Origin of the sequence: Nocardia sp. NPDC004654 (genome assembly GCF_040609595.1) — a bacterium.
Lineage (GTDB): Bacteria > Actinomycetota > Actinomycetes > Mycobacteriales > Mycobacteriaceae > Nocardia.
Window position 1 is genome coordinate 823,986 of the sequence record NZ_JBEXKI010000003.1, and the last position, 14,754, is coordinate 838,739.

The window sequence follows — 14,754 nt, forward strand, 5'->3', positions numbered from 1 at the left end:
GCAACCGCTGTCCCGGCGAGTGGGTACGGCGTTGTCAGCGGGGCGCGCTCGCCCGCAGGATCGATTCGTGGGCCGCGATCGAATCCGTCCACAACCATGCACAAGGAGAACTGATGCCCATCGACCCGAAGATCGCGCTCGGCGCGGAACTGCCGAGCAGGGAGTTCGCGTGGACGCCGTCGGATGTGCAGCTCTATCAGCTCGGGCTCGGCGCGGGGGCGCGGTGGACCGACGCCGCAGAGCTGCGCTACCTCGACGATCGGGAGCCACAGGTGCTGCCGACCTTCGCGACCGTCGCGCAGACTCTGCACGAGACGGAGCCGCCCAAGGTGAGCTTCCCGGGGATCGACATCGACCTGGCGAAGGTGGTGCACGGACACCAGGAAGTGGAGGTGCACCGCCCGATCCCCGCCGCGGGCAAGGCGACCAGCACCGGTCGGATCAGCGAGCTCTGGGACAAGGGCTCGGCCGCGGTGGTCGTGCAGGAGCACACCATCACCGGCTCCGACGGCGCGCCGCTGTGGACCACCCGCTCGTCCATCTTCGCCAAGGGCGAGGGCGGCTTCGGCGGTGAGCGCGGCCCGAGCACGCAGTCGGAGCTGCCCGACCGCGCACCGGATTTCGACGTCACCACGCGCACGCTGCCGCAGCAGGCGCTGCTGTACCGGATGCTCGGCGACCGCAATCCGCTGCACTCCGACCCCGAATTCGCCCGCGCCGCAGGCTTCCCCAACCCGATCCTGCACGGCCTGTGCACATACGGAATCGTCTGCAAGACCGCGACGGACACCGCGCTGGACGCCGACGCGAGCCGCGTCACCGGTTTCCGCGCGCGCTTCGCGGGGGTGCTCTACCCGGGCGAGACCATCCGCACCCGGATCTGGCGCACCGACGGCGAACTCGTCATCGCCGCGACCGTGGTCGAGCGCGAGGACGCGCCGGTGCTCGCGGACGTCAGCCTGAAGTTCAGCTAGGCGGACGTAAGCCTGGAGTTCAGCTAGACCGGAGGTGACCGTCGCTCGTTCGGAGGGAGACGGTCATCTTCTCCGATTCGGGCCGCCATCGGTTCGGGCCGGATCTCCCGGCTGCCGTCGCACCGGGTGCGCACGACCCAGTAGGACGGCGGCCGGGCGGAACCCCAACCCCGCCCACTCGCGGCATTCTGGCCCCGCCAACTCACGGCACTCCGACCCCGCCCACGCACGGTGGCTACGCGCGCCACCGCTCAGGACCGCTGCCAGCCCGTACCTGCCGCGGCCACCGAGTCCGTCGATCGAGCCGCATGCGGCCTGCCGACGACCGCGCGGTTACCGGTGTGGTCTAGCCAGACGGTGGCCCGACCATTGCCTCCTGGCGGCTGCGGCGCGGGCCGAGTCCTTGGATCACCAAGGCGTACAACACGATTACGACGACCGGCGCGATCGCGGGAGCCCAGGCCAGACGTAGCGGCAGCAGCGCCGCGCCTACCGCGCAGGCCGCGAAACCGACCGCGCCGACGACCGAGGGCAGCGTGGTCGGCACGACGCCGATCGGCGCGGTCACGGTCGCGGCGTTCAGCAGGTAGGTGGTGGCCACCAAACCCGTTGCGGCCGCGGCGAGTACACCGGTGTCGGCCCAGGCGAGCGCGCCGATCGCGACGAGCACGGCGGCGACCGCGGCGGGACGGAACCACCAGCCCGCCGCCGTCAAGATCAGCGCGGGCAGGGCCGCGAGCGGCGACATCAGCAGAACCGACGTGACGAGCAGGACGCCGGCGAGGACGGCGAGGAATCTGGTCATCGGCGCACCCGCACTGTCCTGCGGTGCTCGGGCAGCAGGCGCATGATCTGGTCGAGCCTGGCGTCCTGCGCCCACGGCACGATGTCGACGCCGACGGTGCCCATGTCGCGGTACATGGAGGCGCGTTCCAGCTGCCACATGCGCGCGAGCGTCTGGTCGAGTCCGTCCCGAAACGGCGTGCCGCGCAACACGTCCACCACCACGACGACGTGCCCGCGCTTGCGCAGATCGATCAGCGCCAGCGCGAACTGGGTGTCGAGCAGCGTGGAGAACGCCACCACGATCGCGCCGAGCGGCACCGCGGCGTGCGGCGCCAGGGTGCCGGTGGTGGGGATGTGTTCGTCGCCCACGTCGAGCACGGTGTCGACGATCCGGTAGAACTGGCGCCGCCCGATGTCGGGCCGCAACCAGCGCGGGCCCTGGCCGAGGCAGACCACCGCGGTCCGGTCGCCCGCCTGCAATGTCGACTGCACGACCTGGGCCGCGCCGCGCACCGACAGCTCGAGCGAATCGGTCGCCGGGCCCGGCGCTTGCTGCGAGGTGTCGACGAGTACGACGACGTCGGCGGACCGGTTGGTCAGCCGCTCGGTGACGTAGAGCCGCCCGCGCCGCGCGCTGACCGGCCAGTTCACGATCCGCAGCTGATCGCCCGGCGCGTAGGCGCGGATGTCGGCGTATTCCACGCCGGGGCCGTGCCTGCGGGTCAGGTGGGTGCCGAGCCGTTCCGGAAGGTCGGTGCGCGGCAAGCGCATTCGCTGCGGATCGGTCACCGGGTAGACGAACAACTGTCCCGCGGGCAGCGTCGCCGTCGCGACGGCGAGCCCCGCCGGGCTGAGCGCGGACACCCGCACCGACACCGGGTAGCGACCCCAGCGCCCGGCCGAGAGCGCCAGCCGCAGCCCGGCGGGCGCCGCCCCGGAGTCGCTCGCCTCCTCGATCTCGACCCCGAGTCCGTGCACCGTCTGCGGCTTCAGGCGCAGCAGCGCGTGCCCCGCCTCCACGAAGGCGGCGACGGTGAGCACCACCTCCTCGGTCTCGAAGCAGCGCAGCGTGCCGCCACCGTCGACCTGGATCCTGGTCCGCGACTGCTGCCACGGCGCCGTCGCGAGCACGCCGAGCAGCGGCGCGGCGAAGACCACCAACTGCCACCGCGCGAAGACGACCGCGACCACCAACGCCACCGCCGCGCAGCAGGCCAGCATGTACACCAACGGCGCTGGACGCCACCGCAATTCGGCCTCGACGGTGGCGCTGGCGTCGCGGTGCCTTGACCGGGTCATGTCACGGTGGCGCGCGGGACCGGCAGGCGGCGCAGCAGTTCGGCGATGACGTCCTCGCCGCGGATCCGGCGCACCCACATCTCCGGGCGCAGCGTGATCCGGTGCGCCATGGCCGGAATCGCCAGCGCCTTCACGTCTTCCGGGATGACGTAGTCCCGGCCGAGCAGGAGCGCGCGGGCGCGCGACATCTGCACCAGATCCAGTTCGGCGCGCGGACTCGCGCCGACCTCGACCTGCGGGTGGCCGCGGGTCGCGCCCGCCAGTGCCACGACGTAACCCACCACGTCGGGATGCACCGTCACGTACTCGACCGACTGCCGCATCTCCAGCAGCCCGTTGGCGTCCACCACCTGACTGATCTGCGGCGGCGTCGCGCCGCGCTCGAGGCGTCTGCGGATCATCTGGGTCTCGTCGTGCTCGGAGAGGTAGCCCAGTCGCAGCTGGATGGCGAAGCGGTCCAGCTGGGCCTCGGGCAGCGGGTAGGTGCCCTCGTATTCGATGGGGTTGTCGGTGGCGAGCACGATGAACGGCTGCGGCAGCGGGAAGGTCTCGCCGTCGATGCTGACCTGTCCCTCCGCCATCGCCTCCAGCAGCGCGGCCTGGGTCTTCGGCGGGGTGCGGTTCACCTCGTCGGCCAGCAGCACATTGGTGAAGACCGGGCCGCGCCGGAAGTTGAACCGGCCCGAGTTCATGTCGTAGATGGTGGAGCCGAGCAGGTCGGCGGGCAGCAGGTCGGGGGTGAACTGCACCCGGGTGAAGTCCAGGCCGAGCGCGGCGGCGAAGGATCTGGCGATCAGCGTCTTGCCGAGTCCCGGCAGGTCCTCGATGAGGACGTGCCCACCGGACAGCACGGCGATCATGATCAGCTGCAATTCGTCGCGCTTGCCCACGACGACGCGGCCCAGCTCCCGCAGCACCGCCTCGGTTCGCTGGACGGTCGCGTCCAGTGGCATCGTCATTTGTCTACTCGCACTCGCTCAACCCATTTCACATTCTCTGCAGGCGGCGCAGGATCTCGTCCAGCGCCGCCCGGCCCGGTGCGCGCGTCGTCTGATCGCGCAGTGCCGAGTTCGCCGGATCCACCCAGCGCCACAGTTCCGGTCCGAACTGCAGAATCCCGGCCGCTTCGGTCGCCCTGCGGTTCTTGGCTACCCGCATGCCCGTGGACAACTCGAATTCTTTGGCGAGCAACGGTCGCAGGTGCCGATCCCAGTCGGCCCGGCTGCCGTCGGCGCGCTCGGCCAGCATCTGGGCCCGCGCCTGCCAGCGGTTCAGCATTTCCAGCGGGCCGTTCTCGATGTCGTCGGCGCGGTCGTCGTCGTCGGAGTTCCCGCGCTCGCGCAACGTCAAAATCAACTGGAACAGCGCGAGGGCGACCGGGACGGCAGCGAGCAGCAGCATCGCACCGCGCGCCCTGCCGAACGCGACCAGCTCCAGCACCACCACCGCGACGATCGCGGCGGCCACGATCCCGGCCCTGTTCATCCGGCCACCACCACCTCTCCTTGCAGGTCGGCGAGCACGATGCGCAGCAGCTGCTCGGCGCGCATGCGCTGCCACTCCAGCATCGAGTGCGGGCTGAACCTGGCCTCCTCGAAGAGCGCGACCAGCTCGCGGGCGGACGCGTCGTGCAGCGCGCCGCGCTCGAACGCGCGGGCCAGCACTTCCATCGGGGTGTCGGAGGCCAGCGGCGCGGCCGCGCGGTCGACGGCGAGGCCACGCTCCATGGCGACATAGCAGGCGATGATCGCCGTGCGCGGCTCCTGGCCCGGCGCGTTCATCGCGGCCAAACCCATTTCGGCGGCCCTGGCGAGCGAGTCGACGACGGTCGGCGGCGCGGGCGTCTCCGGCGGCGGCGCGGCGACCGGCTTGCGGCGGGCTGTCGCGGCCACCACCACCAGACCGACCAACGCGACACCGACCAGGGCGCCCGCGCCCACGATCGTCAGAACCAAGCTGGTTCCGGTCAGGCTCTCGGCTCCGCCCGGCTGAGGCGGCGGCGTGGTCGGGAGATATTCGGGCGGCGCGCCCTCGCCGGTGGCGGGCGTCGGCTCGGACGGCTGCACTTCCCTGCCGACGCCGACGAAGAACACGGCGGAGGCCGCGGCCAAGACCAGCGCGAGCCCGGCCAGCGCCGCGAGCACCAGCAGACCGACCCGGCCGAGTCGCCATTGGCGGCGCTCCTCCTCGCGATCGGGTTCGGGCATGGCGAGCGGCAGCCGGTGCTGACTGGCGATCACGCCCGCGAGCAGGATCACCACCGAGACCGTGAGCAGCACCGGCATCAGCGCCAAGGCGAGCGCGGAGGGACCGGAGCGACGATCGGCGGTCTCGACCGCGCCGGGAATGTGCCCGCGCAACGCGATGGCGGCAACGGCCAGCAGCGTGATCAGCACGATCACGCGCGATATCGCCGCTCGCGCCCTGACCACCAGCGTTTACCACCAAACCTGAGAACTGCTCGAATCAGCCACATAGTTACATGCCGAACGGTCCGCTCGGGAGGGAATCGAATACTTCGGATCATGTCCGTTTTAACTCGGGTCACCGACGAGTCGTCGCAGGTAGGGCGGGCAAAGTGCGGCTACCCAGCCGCGGCGTTCACCGCTTGTGAGATCTCACAGAGGCGGCTGGCGGTGCGCGAAATATCCGGAACGCCGACCACGCCGTCGACCAGCTCCGGAAGCGGCGCCGCGGCGAAGAGCGTGAGTTCCAGATTCGCGTCGTAGAGGACGTCGACAAGGTTCACCAGACGCACTGCCCAGTCCTGCGGAACCTCGCGCAACCGGGGGACGTTTCGGATCGTCCAGCACCGGAAGCGCCGGGTCAGGTTTACGTAGTCGGCGGCCGAGGTGGGGGTGCCGCAAAGTGCCGTGAAGTCGAGGGTGATCGCGTCGCCGTCGACGGCGCGGGCTCGAAGTGCGCGGTCGCCGATGGGTACGGTGACGGCGTCGGCTGCAGGGGCGGTGCGGTCACCGACCGGAACCGAAATCGCGTCGGCCGTGCGGGCAGCGCAATGGTCGACCGAGACCGTGATCGCATCGGCGGCCGCGCCGCTTGCGGGGCCGCCGAGACTCTCTTCTTCGGTCTCGGCCGGCACGACCAGATAGCGGCCCGCCGCGAAACCACTTGTGGCGTCGCGCTTGCGCAGTGTGCGGTAGTCGGTGGGTCCGTCCACCGAGATCACGTCCAGGTGCTCGACGACGCGCGCGATGGTCGGCACGAACCGGTCGTGGAACAGCGGATTCGGCAGCAGCAGCTCGGGCGGGTAGTTCGAGGTGAGCACCAGCGCGATGCGGCGGGCGAAGAGGGCATCGAGCATGCGGGCGACGAGCATGGCGTCGCCGATGTCGTGCACGTGGAACTCGTCGAAGCAGACCAGCCGCGCGGCGCCGAGCAGACGCTCGATGGCGGTGTGGATCGAGCCGGTTTCGTGTGCGGTGCTGTGCAATTCGGCGAAGAACCAATGGAAGTGGTATCGCTTCGCGCGGTCGGCGTCGACGGTGGCGAGGAAGCGGTCCATCAGCATGGTCTTGCCGCGGCCGGGTCGACCGTGCAGGTAGACGCCGCGCGCACCCTTGACCGGGCGTCCACGCCGGTCCACCAGACGCGCCAGCCGCTCGGCCGCCGCGCGCTGATCTCGAGCGAGTTCGATCGTCATCCAGCCTCCTCGCTCTACAGATGTAGAGTCCTCTACAGTTGTAGAGCACAGCCCGGCAGGCGACCAGAGAAGGTGATGATGTCCACAACCGACCGGCGCACTCTGATCGTCGACGCGGCCATCGAGCTCATTGCCCGGCGCGGCCTGCGCGGGCTGACACACCGCGCGCTGGACACAGAGCTGGAACTGCCGCCGGGGTCGTCCTCTTACTACTTCCGCACCAAGCGCGCGCTGATCGAGGCGATCGCCGACCGGATATCCGCCCGTTCCCGAAGCGATTTCGTCTCGGCGAAGTTCGACGCGCCCGAGACGGCCGACCTTTCATCCATCGCACGCGGCATCGCGATCTGGTTGGACCGGCTGCTTCTCGAACGCCGCGACCACCTGATAGCCCGGCACGCACTGATCGTCGACCTCATCGGCGACCCGGAGCTGCACGCCCGGCTGGCCAACAGCCTCTTCTCGGTCGAACGTGCCCGAGAACTGTTCCGCGCCAACGGCTTCCCCGACCCGAATACCGCCGCCGCCGACTTCGTCGCGGTCCTGGAAGGCGCGGTCTTCGATCGCTTCGCGGGCAACCGCAGCACTCTGCCCGCGGGCACGCCCGCCAGCCTCACCCAGCTGACCACTCTCCTGTCGGCCTACCTCCGCCGCTGAAGCCCTCCTCGAAGGGGCCACTCGGTAGTTCTTCACGGCGAATGTCGAGCGGCGGTGCCTCGATTCGCGGCGTCGGTGATGGCAGTGGCGAAGGCTCGGGGATTCTCCAGTGGAATGAAGTGCCCCGCGTGCACGTGGCGGACCTGTAGCTCGGCGAAGTAATCGGGCAGCCGGTCGGCCCAACCGCTGGGGAACAACACGTCGTCGTCCGGCCAGAGCACCGTGGTGGGAACCGCAAGGCGCTCGTCGGGGGCGGGCGCCCGTTCGGCGGCGATGCGGGCGACTCCGCCCGTGCCGACCCGGTACCAAGCCAGCGATGCCGTGAACGCACCCGGCGGGGAGTACACCGAGACGAGGTGATCGAGATGATCGTCGGCGAGCGCGAAGCCAGGTCCGGACCAGTGCGACCAGAAGTGGCGCAGAAAGGCACGTACGGCCTCGGGCTTGCCATCGATGAGTTCGTCGGGGAGCCGGAGTTGGTTGAACGGCACGTACCAGAACTCTCGTTGCGCTTCGGCCGAGAGGATCCGTTCCCCGATGCCCGGCAGAGGCGGCGTCAGCACCAATTCCCGGATCAGATCCGGTCGTAAGCGCGCCACCGCGACCGCGATCCTGCTGCCGATATCGTGCCCGCCCAGCACCGGCCGGTCCAGCTGTAGTTCTTGGATCAGTCCGATGACGCTGCGTGCTTGCGCGTCGACGCTGTACTGGGTCGAAGGGTCCGCGAGATGCTTGTCGGACGCACCGAAGCCGCGAAGGTCCGGCACGACGACATCCAGCGTCGGCAACAGCGAAACCACGTCGCGGTATTCGGTCCTGTCGCTCGGCCACCCGTGCAGCAAGACGACCGGGGTCCCGGCCCCGGCTCGGTCGTAGGCCAACCGGAATCCGTCGATCGCGGACGTCCGCTCGACGCGCTGACCGGAGGGCCGAGAGACCGGCCAACCGCGCTGGGAGTAAGTCGCGCCGGTGAAGTAGGCGCGGATGCCTGCGGCGGGGTACTCGATGACATCCCCCGGCAACGCCGTCAAGGCGAACCAGGCCAGCTCGTAGCACTTGTCGGGCTCGCGGTTGACCGGTTCGCCGGACCAATTCACGGCCTCGAAGAAGAGCCCGAGACGGGCTTCGCGCCCGGAGCCGACGACGTGCGCTGTGTGGATGTGGCGGAGGTCGGCGGGATCGACGACCACGCCGATCTCCTCCAGCGCCTCGCGGGCCGCGCCCGCCGTGGCCGACTCGCCCGCTTCCAGCTTCCCCGCCGGTAGGTGCCAGCGCCCGTCGAATTCGTCGGCGCTGCGTCGCCTGCTCAACAGCACCTCGCCGCCGCGGACGAGCATGATGTGGACGTCGACAAGGTGCCGGTCGGTCATGAGACTCCTCCCGTCGCGGCGACGATGCCGCTCCAACCTACGCGCGGCCACCGCCGCTCGATACCGCGGCGGCACAACCGGACACCGCGTGCAGGACACCGACGCCGCGGCCCGCGGCAACCCAGACGAACGCCGGCGCGAGCGCCGACGACTGCCGCACCCGCACTCGCCCGAGCGCCGCGGCGAACGAGGCGCACCGGTAGCTCCGACCTGTTGACAGCGAACGCTGCCAGTCCGCAGACTTCGCGGGTGGTCTGGCATCGAAGAGCTGTGTCGGCCTCTTTCCGGAGTCCTCGATGCGGTCGGAGAAACTGCCTGTGAACAAAGATCCCTTGCTGCTGTTGCACGGCGTGACTATGTCGGCCGCCGCCTGGGACAGCATCGTTCCGCTGCTCGCCGACGAGTTCGATCTCATCGTGCCGACCGCTGCCGGGCACCGCGGCGGTCCGCGCATCGAGGGCGTGGCGACGATCGAGCATCTCGTCGACGTCACCGAACAACTGCTCGACGAACGCGGCATACGCACGGCGCACATCGCCGGAAACTCGCTGGGCGGGTGGATGGGCATCGAACTCGCCCGCCGTGGACGCGCCCGCTCGGTCTGCGCACTCTCCCCGGCGGGATTCTGGACAACCGGCGCCGCCGACGAAACCGCGCCCACCGGCAAGCTCCGCCGCACGAAACGACTCGCCGACGCCGTACACCGGATCGCCCCGCTGCCGCTGCGCTCGGCTGTCGTCCGCCGACTGATCTTCAATGATGTTGCCGTACACGGTGATCGCCTCACCGCGACCCAAGCGCTCGGCGCGGTACAGGATCTCGTCGACTGCTCCGCCGCCTACGACATTCTGAGCACCACCGAAAGCGTCACGCCCCTGGGCACGCTGCCATGCCCCATCACACTCGCCTGGTCGGCGAAGGACCGCATCTTCCCGCCCTCGGTGAACGGAGCGGTCGCACGGCGCCGAATTCCCGCAGCGCGGTATGTGGAACTTCCCGCCGTCGGGCACGTCCCGATGATCGATGACCCGGCCCTGTGCGCGGCGACCATCCGCACGGCTGCCGGGCTCACCGAACAGGAACGCGCCGACCACAGCTGATCGACGCGCCCCGGGACCGGTATCTCGGCGGGCGACACCCGCGCGCACCGGCCGAGGCGGGCGCCGACCGAACGGCCGACGCCCGCGGGCACTTTCGGCGGAAATCAGTTGACGCTCAATACCAGACCGGAGGTCGGCACGCCGGTCCCCGCGGTGACCAGCACGTTGCGCAGCGAGTCGACCTGGTTGACCGAGGTCCCGCGAATCTGGCGCACCGCTTCGGCGATGCCGTTCATGCCGTGGATGTACGCCTCGCCGAGCTGGCCGCCGTGCGTGTTGAGCGGAAGCCTGCCGCCGAGTTCGATCGCGCCGTCCTCGATGAACTCCTTGGCCTCGCCGCGACCGCAGAACCCGAGCTCCTCGAGCTGCATCAGCACGAACGGGGTGAAGTGGTCGTAGAGGATCGCGGCCTGCATGTCCTGCGGACCCAAACCGCTTTGCGCCCAGAGCTGTTCGCCGACGAGACCCATTTCCGGCAGCCCGGTCATGGCGTCGCGGTAGTAGCTGGTCATCACGTACTGGTCCGCGCCGGAACCCTGTGCGGCGCCGACGATCACCGCGGGCCGCTGCGGGAGGTCGCGGGCCCGCTCGACGCTGGTCACCACGAGGGCGACACCGCCGTCGGACTCCTGGCAGCAGTCGAGCAGGTGCAGCGGCTCGGCGATCCAGCGTGAATTCTGGTGGTCCTCCAAGGTGATCGGCTTGCCGTAGAAGAAGGCGTCCGGGTTCACCGCGGCGTGCTTGCGGTCGGCGACGGCGATTCGGCCGAAGTCCTCGCTGGTCGCGCCGTAGACGTGCATGTAGCGTCGCGCCACCATGGCGACCTGCGCGGCTGGCGTGCCGAGCCCGTGCGGATAGGACCAGCCCGCGTCGATGCCCGAGGAGGTCGGCGCGGTGGCCAGCGCCGTGGAGAACTGGCCGAACCGCGACACCGAGCGCTCGTTGAACGCGCGGTAGGCGACAACCACGTCGGCGACGCCGGTGGCCACCGCCATGGCCGCCTGCTGCACGGTCGCGCAGGCCGCGCCGCCGCCGTAACCGATGTGGCTGAAGAACTTCAGCTGCGGTATCCCCGTCGCCCTGGCGACCGCGGCCTGGGTGTTGGTGTCCATGGTGAAGGTGGTCAGGCCGTCCACGTCGGCGGGCGTGAGGCCCGCGTCGGCCAGCGCGGCCGTCACCGCCTCGGCCGCCAAGCGCAGCTCGCTGCGGCCGGAGTCCTTGGAGAAGTCGGTGGCGCCGATGCCGACGATGGCGGCGCGGCCCGACAGTTTCTGCTCAGTCATTGGTACCCCGCAGCGCGATGACGACTTTCGCCGTGATGTGGTCGCCCAGGCTGTCGCGCCCGACGACGTCGATGTGGATGTCGTCGCCGTCGACCGCGCTCACCGTGCCGGTGAGGATGAGCGTGTCGCCCGCGTACAGCGGCACGCCGAGGCGCAGCGCGATCGACTTCACGATGGCGCGCGGGCCCGCCCAGTCGGTGACGAAGCGCTGCACCAGGCCGGTGTCGGTGAGGATGTTGACGAAGATGTCCTTCGACCCGCGCGCGACGGCCTTGTCCCTGTCGTGGTGCACGTCCTGGAAATCGCGGGTGGCGAGGGCCGTGCTGATGACGAAGGTCGGGTCGGCGTGCACGGCCAACTCCGGCAGCGTCGTGCCGACCTGCACGGAGGTGGGCTCGGGTCCACCCGCCGCCCGGCCACCACCCCTCACTGAATCGCTCCGCGATGCGGTTGTCATTTGTTCACCGTCCAATACGGCAGCACGGCCTCGTCGTCGAGCTTCTCGAACTCCACCCGCACCGGCAGGCCGACCTCGACCTCGGCCGGGTCGATGCCGCGCAGTTCACCGAGCATGCGCACGCCCTCCTCCAATTCGACCAGCGCGACCACGAACGGCAGTTGCCGCCCAGGCACTTTCGGCGCGTGATGCACGACGTAGCTGAACACCGTGCCGTGACCCGAGGCGACCAAGTAGTCGGTCGGCTCGGATTTGTCCTTCCACAGGGCGGGGATCGGCGGGTGCCGCAGCGTGCCGTCCGGCAGCTTCTGGATCCGCAGTTCGCCGAGTTTCGTGCCCTCCCAGAAGAATTCGGTGTCCCACGAGACCAGCGGCTTGACCCGGTCCCCCGCCGGCTTCGCCGGGGCGGCGGCCGTGCCCGGCGCGAACTTCAGTATGCGGAACAGCATTTCGGTGACGAGCTCGTCACCCACCCGCCACGAAGTGCGGAAGGTGACGAACCAGCCGTCGCCGAGACCGGTTCGCTTGGGTCCGGTGATGCTCTCCAGGCGACTGGTGACGCTCACCTGTTCCCCGGGCACCAGGTAGCGGTGGTATATCTGCTCGCAGTTGGTGCCGACCACCGAGGTGAAGCCCGCCTCGTCGAGCAGTTCGGTGGTGGCGCCCATCGGGTCGTCGGACGGGCGAACACCGTTGAGCCCGAACATGGTCCACACCTGCGCCATGGCGGGCGGTGCGACGACGCCAGGGTGGCCCGCGGCGCGGGCGGCGGCCTCGTCGACGTAGATCGGGTTGGTGTCGCCGATGGCCTCGACCCAGTTGTTGATCATCGGCTGGTTCACCGGGTCGCGCGCGAGGCGCGGCGCGCACTCGCCCGCCGCGATGATCTTCTCGGCGGCGGCGACGATCGCTTCCGGCGTTGACGTGTCCGGCACGACGCGGCTCCTTCTTTTATCGGGGTACTCGCGGCAGGTTCAATCCGGCGGTGGCGACGAGCTCGCGCATGATCTCGTTGACGCCACCGCCGAAGGTCACCACGAGGTTCTGTTTGGTGCGCCGGTCCAGCCAGGTGAGCAGTTCGGCGGTGGCGGGCTCGGCCGGATCGCCGTGGCGGCCGACGAGCTCCTCGGCGAGACGGCCCGCTTCCTGGAGCGATTCGGTGGAGAACACCTTGGTGGCCGAGGCGTCGGCGATGACCTGCGACTGATCGCCGTCTACGGTCGCGGCGACCTGCCAGTTCAGCAGTTCGTTGAGCCGGACCATGGCGTGCATGCGCCCCAGTGAGCGCCGCACGTCGGGCTCGACGAGCAGCCCGCGCGGACGCGCCCAGTCACGCACCCGGTCGTAGAGCTGTTCGATCTTGCCCGACGGCCCGAGGCTGACCCGCTCGTGATTGAGCTGGGTGGTGATCAGGCGCCAGCCCCGGTTCTCCTCGCCGACCAGCATGTCGGCGGGGACCCGGACGTTGTCGAAATAGGTGGCGTTGGTGTGGTGGGCGCCGTCGCAGGTGATGATCGGCGTCCACGAATAGCCGGGGTCCTTGGTGTCCACGATCAGGATCGTGATGCCGCGATGGCGCGATTCCACGGAACCGGTGCGGCACGCCAGCCAGACGTAGTCGGCCTCGTGCGCGCCGGTGGTGAAGATCTTCTGCCCGTTGACGATCCAGTCGCCGGAGGCGTCGCGGACCGCGCTGGTGCGCAGCGAGGCCAGGTCGGTGCCAGCCTCCGGCTCGGAGTAGCCGATCGCGAAATGGATGTCGCCGGAGAGGATTCCGGGCAGGAACTTCTTCTTCTGCGCCTCGGTGCCGAAGGACTGCAAGGTCGGGCCGACGGTCAGCAGCGTCACCAGCGGCAGCGGCACATCGGCCCGCACCGCCTCGTTGAAGAAGATCTGCTGTTCGACGGGCCCGAAACCCTGCCCGCCGTATTCCTTCGGCCAGCCGACCCCGAGCCGGCCGTCGCGGCCCATGCGCCGCACGACGGCGCGGTAGGCGTCGCCGTGCCGGTTCACCGCCATCTCGGCCTCCTCTTCGGGAGTGACGAGATCGGCGAAGTAGGCGCGGAGTTCGTCGCGCAGCGCGCGCTGCTCGGCGGTCAGATCGATGAACATCTTGCTCCTAGACGATCCAGGCGGAACGACGCGCCGCCGAGCCAGCGGGCGATGTCCTTGGCCTGGGAGTAGTAGCGGTGCATCGGATGGGTCACGTCGACGCCGAGGCCTCCGTGCAGGTGGTGACACTTCTGCATGGCGGCGGGCAGCTCGGAGGTCACGGTATAGGCGAGTACGTCGAGGTCGTCGTCGACGCGCTCGAGGTGCGCGGAATCGGCGTCGGACAGCGAGAGCGCCCAGTTCGCCGAGACCGCCGCGGCGTGCAGGGTGCGGGATACCACGTACAGATCGGCGATCTGCTGGGCCACCGCTTGGAATTCGGCGAGCGGCCTGCCGAACTGCTTGCGCACCCGCAGGTGCTCGGCGGTGAGCACGAGCGCGCCTTTCAGCAGTCCGTCGGCGACCGAGCCGATGCTCGCGACGGCCAGCCGGTGCAGCTGCGCCAGATCACCGGGAAGCAGCCGCTCGGCGGGGATCTCCACGTTGTCCAGCAGGACGCTGCCCTCGGGCAGACCGCCCGAGGTCGGTGACGGCGTGACGGTCAGGCCCGCGGCGTCGCCCTCGACGAGCGCGATGCCGGAATCGGTCGGGATCAGCAGCCAGCGCGCCTGCTCGGCGTAGGGCACCGCGACCTTGTGCCCGCTGACGCGCACGACGGCCCCCTCGGCGACCGCGGTCGTCTTCGGCGTCGCGGCGAAGGGCGCACCCGGCTCGCTGAGCGCCGCGGTGAGCACCGCGCCCTTGGCCAGCTCGGGACAGATGCTTTCCGCGAGCGCGTCGGGCAGGACGGGTAGCAGCGCTAGCAGGCCGATACCCAGTGTCGGCAGGGCGGGCACGGCGACCGCGTCGGTGGCCAGCTCGGTGAGCAGCACCGAGATCTCCGGCAGGCCCATGCCGTCGCCGCCGAACTGCTCCGGTAGCGCGACCGAGAGCAGACCCGAATCGACGAGCGCCGGCCACAGCTCCATATCCCGCGCGGATTCGCGCTCCAGCAAACTCACTACTACTTCGGCGACGGCGTCTTGGCGCTCGTCCCTGGTGAAGTCCACGCTGTT

Annotated in this window: 15 protein-coding genes; 3 read left to right on the forward strand and 12 right to left on the reverse strand. The window is 69.9% G+C overall.

The genetic code is table 11. The features are described 5' to 3' along the window. Positions 1-113 precede the first annotated feature (113 nt). On the forward strand, positions 114-974 hold the full coding sequence (locus tag ABZV58_RS13645) for a MaoC/PaaZ C-terminal domain-containing protein (RefSeq protein WP_355000424.1): 861 nt from the start codon (positions 114-116) through the stop codon (positions 972-974). 346 nt (positions 975-1,320) lie between these two features. On the opposite strand, the gene ABZV58_RS13650 is transcribed toward ABZV58_RS13645, so the two are convergent. From ABZV58_RS13650 to zapE, 6 genes are all read right to left on the reverse strand, one after another. After that, positions 1,321-1,779, reverse strand: a complete 459-nt coding sequence (locus tag ABZV58_RS13650) for a hypothetical protein (RefSeq protein WP_355000425.1) — start codon at positions 1,777-1,779, stop codon at positions 1,321-1,323. Then, on the reverse strand, positions 1,776-3,059 hold the full coding sequence (locus tag ABZV58_RS13655) for a DUF58 domain-containing protein (protein WP_355000426.1): 1,284 nt from the start codon (positions 3,057-3,059) through the stop codon (positions 1,776-1,778). The genes ABZV58_RS13650 and ABZV58_RS13655 overlap by 4 nt, the downstream gene beginning before the upstream one ends. Continuing rightward, a complete protein-coding gene (locus ABZV58_RS13660; protein ID WP_355000427.1) occupies positions 3,056-4,018 on the reverse strand; it encodes a MoxR family ATPase in 963 nt (320 codons plus the stop codon). Before ABZV58_RS13660 ends, ABZV58_RS13655 begins: the two co-directional genes overlap by 4 nt. Before the next feature lie 28 nt (positions 4,019-4,046). Beyond that, a complete protein-coding gene (locus ABZV58_RS13665) occupies positions 4,047-4,544 on the reverse strand; it encodes a hypothetical protein (protein WP_355000428.1) in 498 nt (165 codons plus the stop codon). Then, complete coding sequence (locus ABZV58_RS13670; RefSeq protein WP_355000429.1) at positions 4,541-5,491, reverse strand: DUF4129 domain-containing protein; 951 nt, start codon at positions 5,489-5,491, stop codon at positions 4,541-4,543. The genes ABZV58_RS13665 and ABZV58_RS13670 overlap by 4 nt, the downstream gene beginning before the upstream one ends. 152 nt (positions 5,492-5,643) lie before the next feature. Beyond that, complete coding sequence (gene zapE, locus ABZV58_RS13675) at positions 5,644-6,720, reverse strand: cell division protein ZapE (RefSeq protein WP_355000430.1); 1,077 nt, start codon at positions 6,718-6,720, stop codon at positions 5,644-5,646. A 78-nt stretch (positions 6,721-6,798) separates the two neighbouring features. On the opposite strand from zapE, the gene ABZV58_RS13680 reads away from it, so the two are divergent. After that, complete coding sequence (locus ABZV58_RS13680) at positions 6,799-7,377, forward strand: TetR family transcriptional regulator (protein WP_355000431.1); 579 nt, start codon at positions 6,799-6,801, stop codon at positions 7,375-7,377. A gap of 32 nt (positions 7,378-7,409) precedes the next feature. Here the strand turns inward: ABZV58_RS13680 and ABZV58_RS13685 are convergent, their stop codons facing one another. Beyond that, positions 7,410-8,747 carry an alpha/beta fold hydrolase gene (locus ABZV58_RS13685; RefSeq protein WP_355000432.1) on the reverse strand — a complete coding sequence of 446 codons (1,338 nt, stop codon included), beginning with the start codon at positions 8,745-8,747 and terminating at the stop codon, positions 7,410-7,412. 317 nt (positions 8,748-9,064) lie between these two features. On the opposite strand from ABZV58_RS13685, the gene ABZV58_RS13690 reads away from it, so the two are divergent. Continuing rightward, positions 9,065-9,847, forward strand: a complete 783-nt coding sequence (locus ABZV58_RS13690) for an alpha/beta hydrolase (RefSeq protein ID WP_355000433.1) — start codon at positions 9,065-9,067, stop codon at positions 9,845-9,847. Between the two features lie 104 nt (positions 9,848-9,951). Here the strand turns inward: ABZV58_RS13690 and ABZV58_RS13695 are convergent, their stop codons facing one another. The 5 genes from ABZV58_RS13695 to ABZV58_RS13715 all read right to left on the reverse strand — a co-directional run bounded on the left by ABZV58_RS13695 (position 9,952) and on the right by ABZV58_RS13715 (position 14,748). Then, positions 9,952-11,130 (reverse strand): lipid-transfer protein, encoded by a 1,179-nt coding sequence (locus ABZV58_RS13695; RefSeq protein ID WP_355000434.1) that lies wholly within the window; start codon positions 11,128-11,130, stop codon positions 9,952-9,954. Continuing rightward, positions 11,123-11,515, reverse strand: coding sequence for a MaoC family dehydratase (locus tag ABZV58_RS13700; protein ID WP_355000562.1), 393 nt, complete (start codon positions 11,513-11,515; stop codon positions 11,123-11,125). Before ABZV58_RS13700 ends, ABZV58_RS13695 begins: the two co-directional genes overlap by 8 nt. Before the next feature lie 68 nt (positions 11,516-11,583). Then, complete coding sequence (locus tag ABZV58_RS13705; protein WP_355000435.1) at positions 11,584-12,522, reverse strand: OB-fold domain-containing protein; 939 nt, start codon at positions 12,520-12,522, stop codon at positions 11,584-11,586. Positions 12,523-12,538: 16 nt separating this feature from the next. Continuing rightward, positions 12,539-13,699, reverse strand: coding sequence for an acyl-CoA dehydrogenase family protein (locus ABZV58_RS13710; RefSeq protein WP_355000436.1), 1,161 nt, complete (start codon positions 13,697-13,699; stop codon positions 12,539-12,541). Next, on the reverse strand, positions 13,684-14,748 hold the full coding sequence (locus ABZV58_RS13715; RefSeq protein WP_355000437.1) for an acyl-CoA dehydrogenase family protein: 1,065 nt from the start codon (positions 14,746-14,748) through the stop codon (positions 13,684-13,686). The genes ABZV58_RS13710 and ABZV58_RS13715 overlap by 16 nt, the downstream gene beginning before the upstream one ends. Between the last annotated feature and the right edge of the window lie 6 nt (positions 14,749-14,754).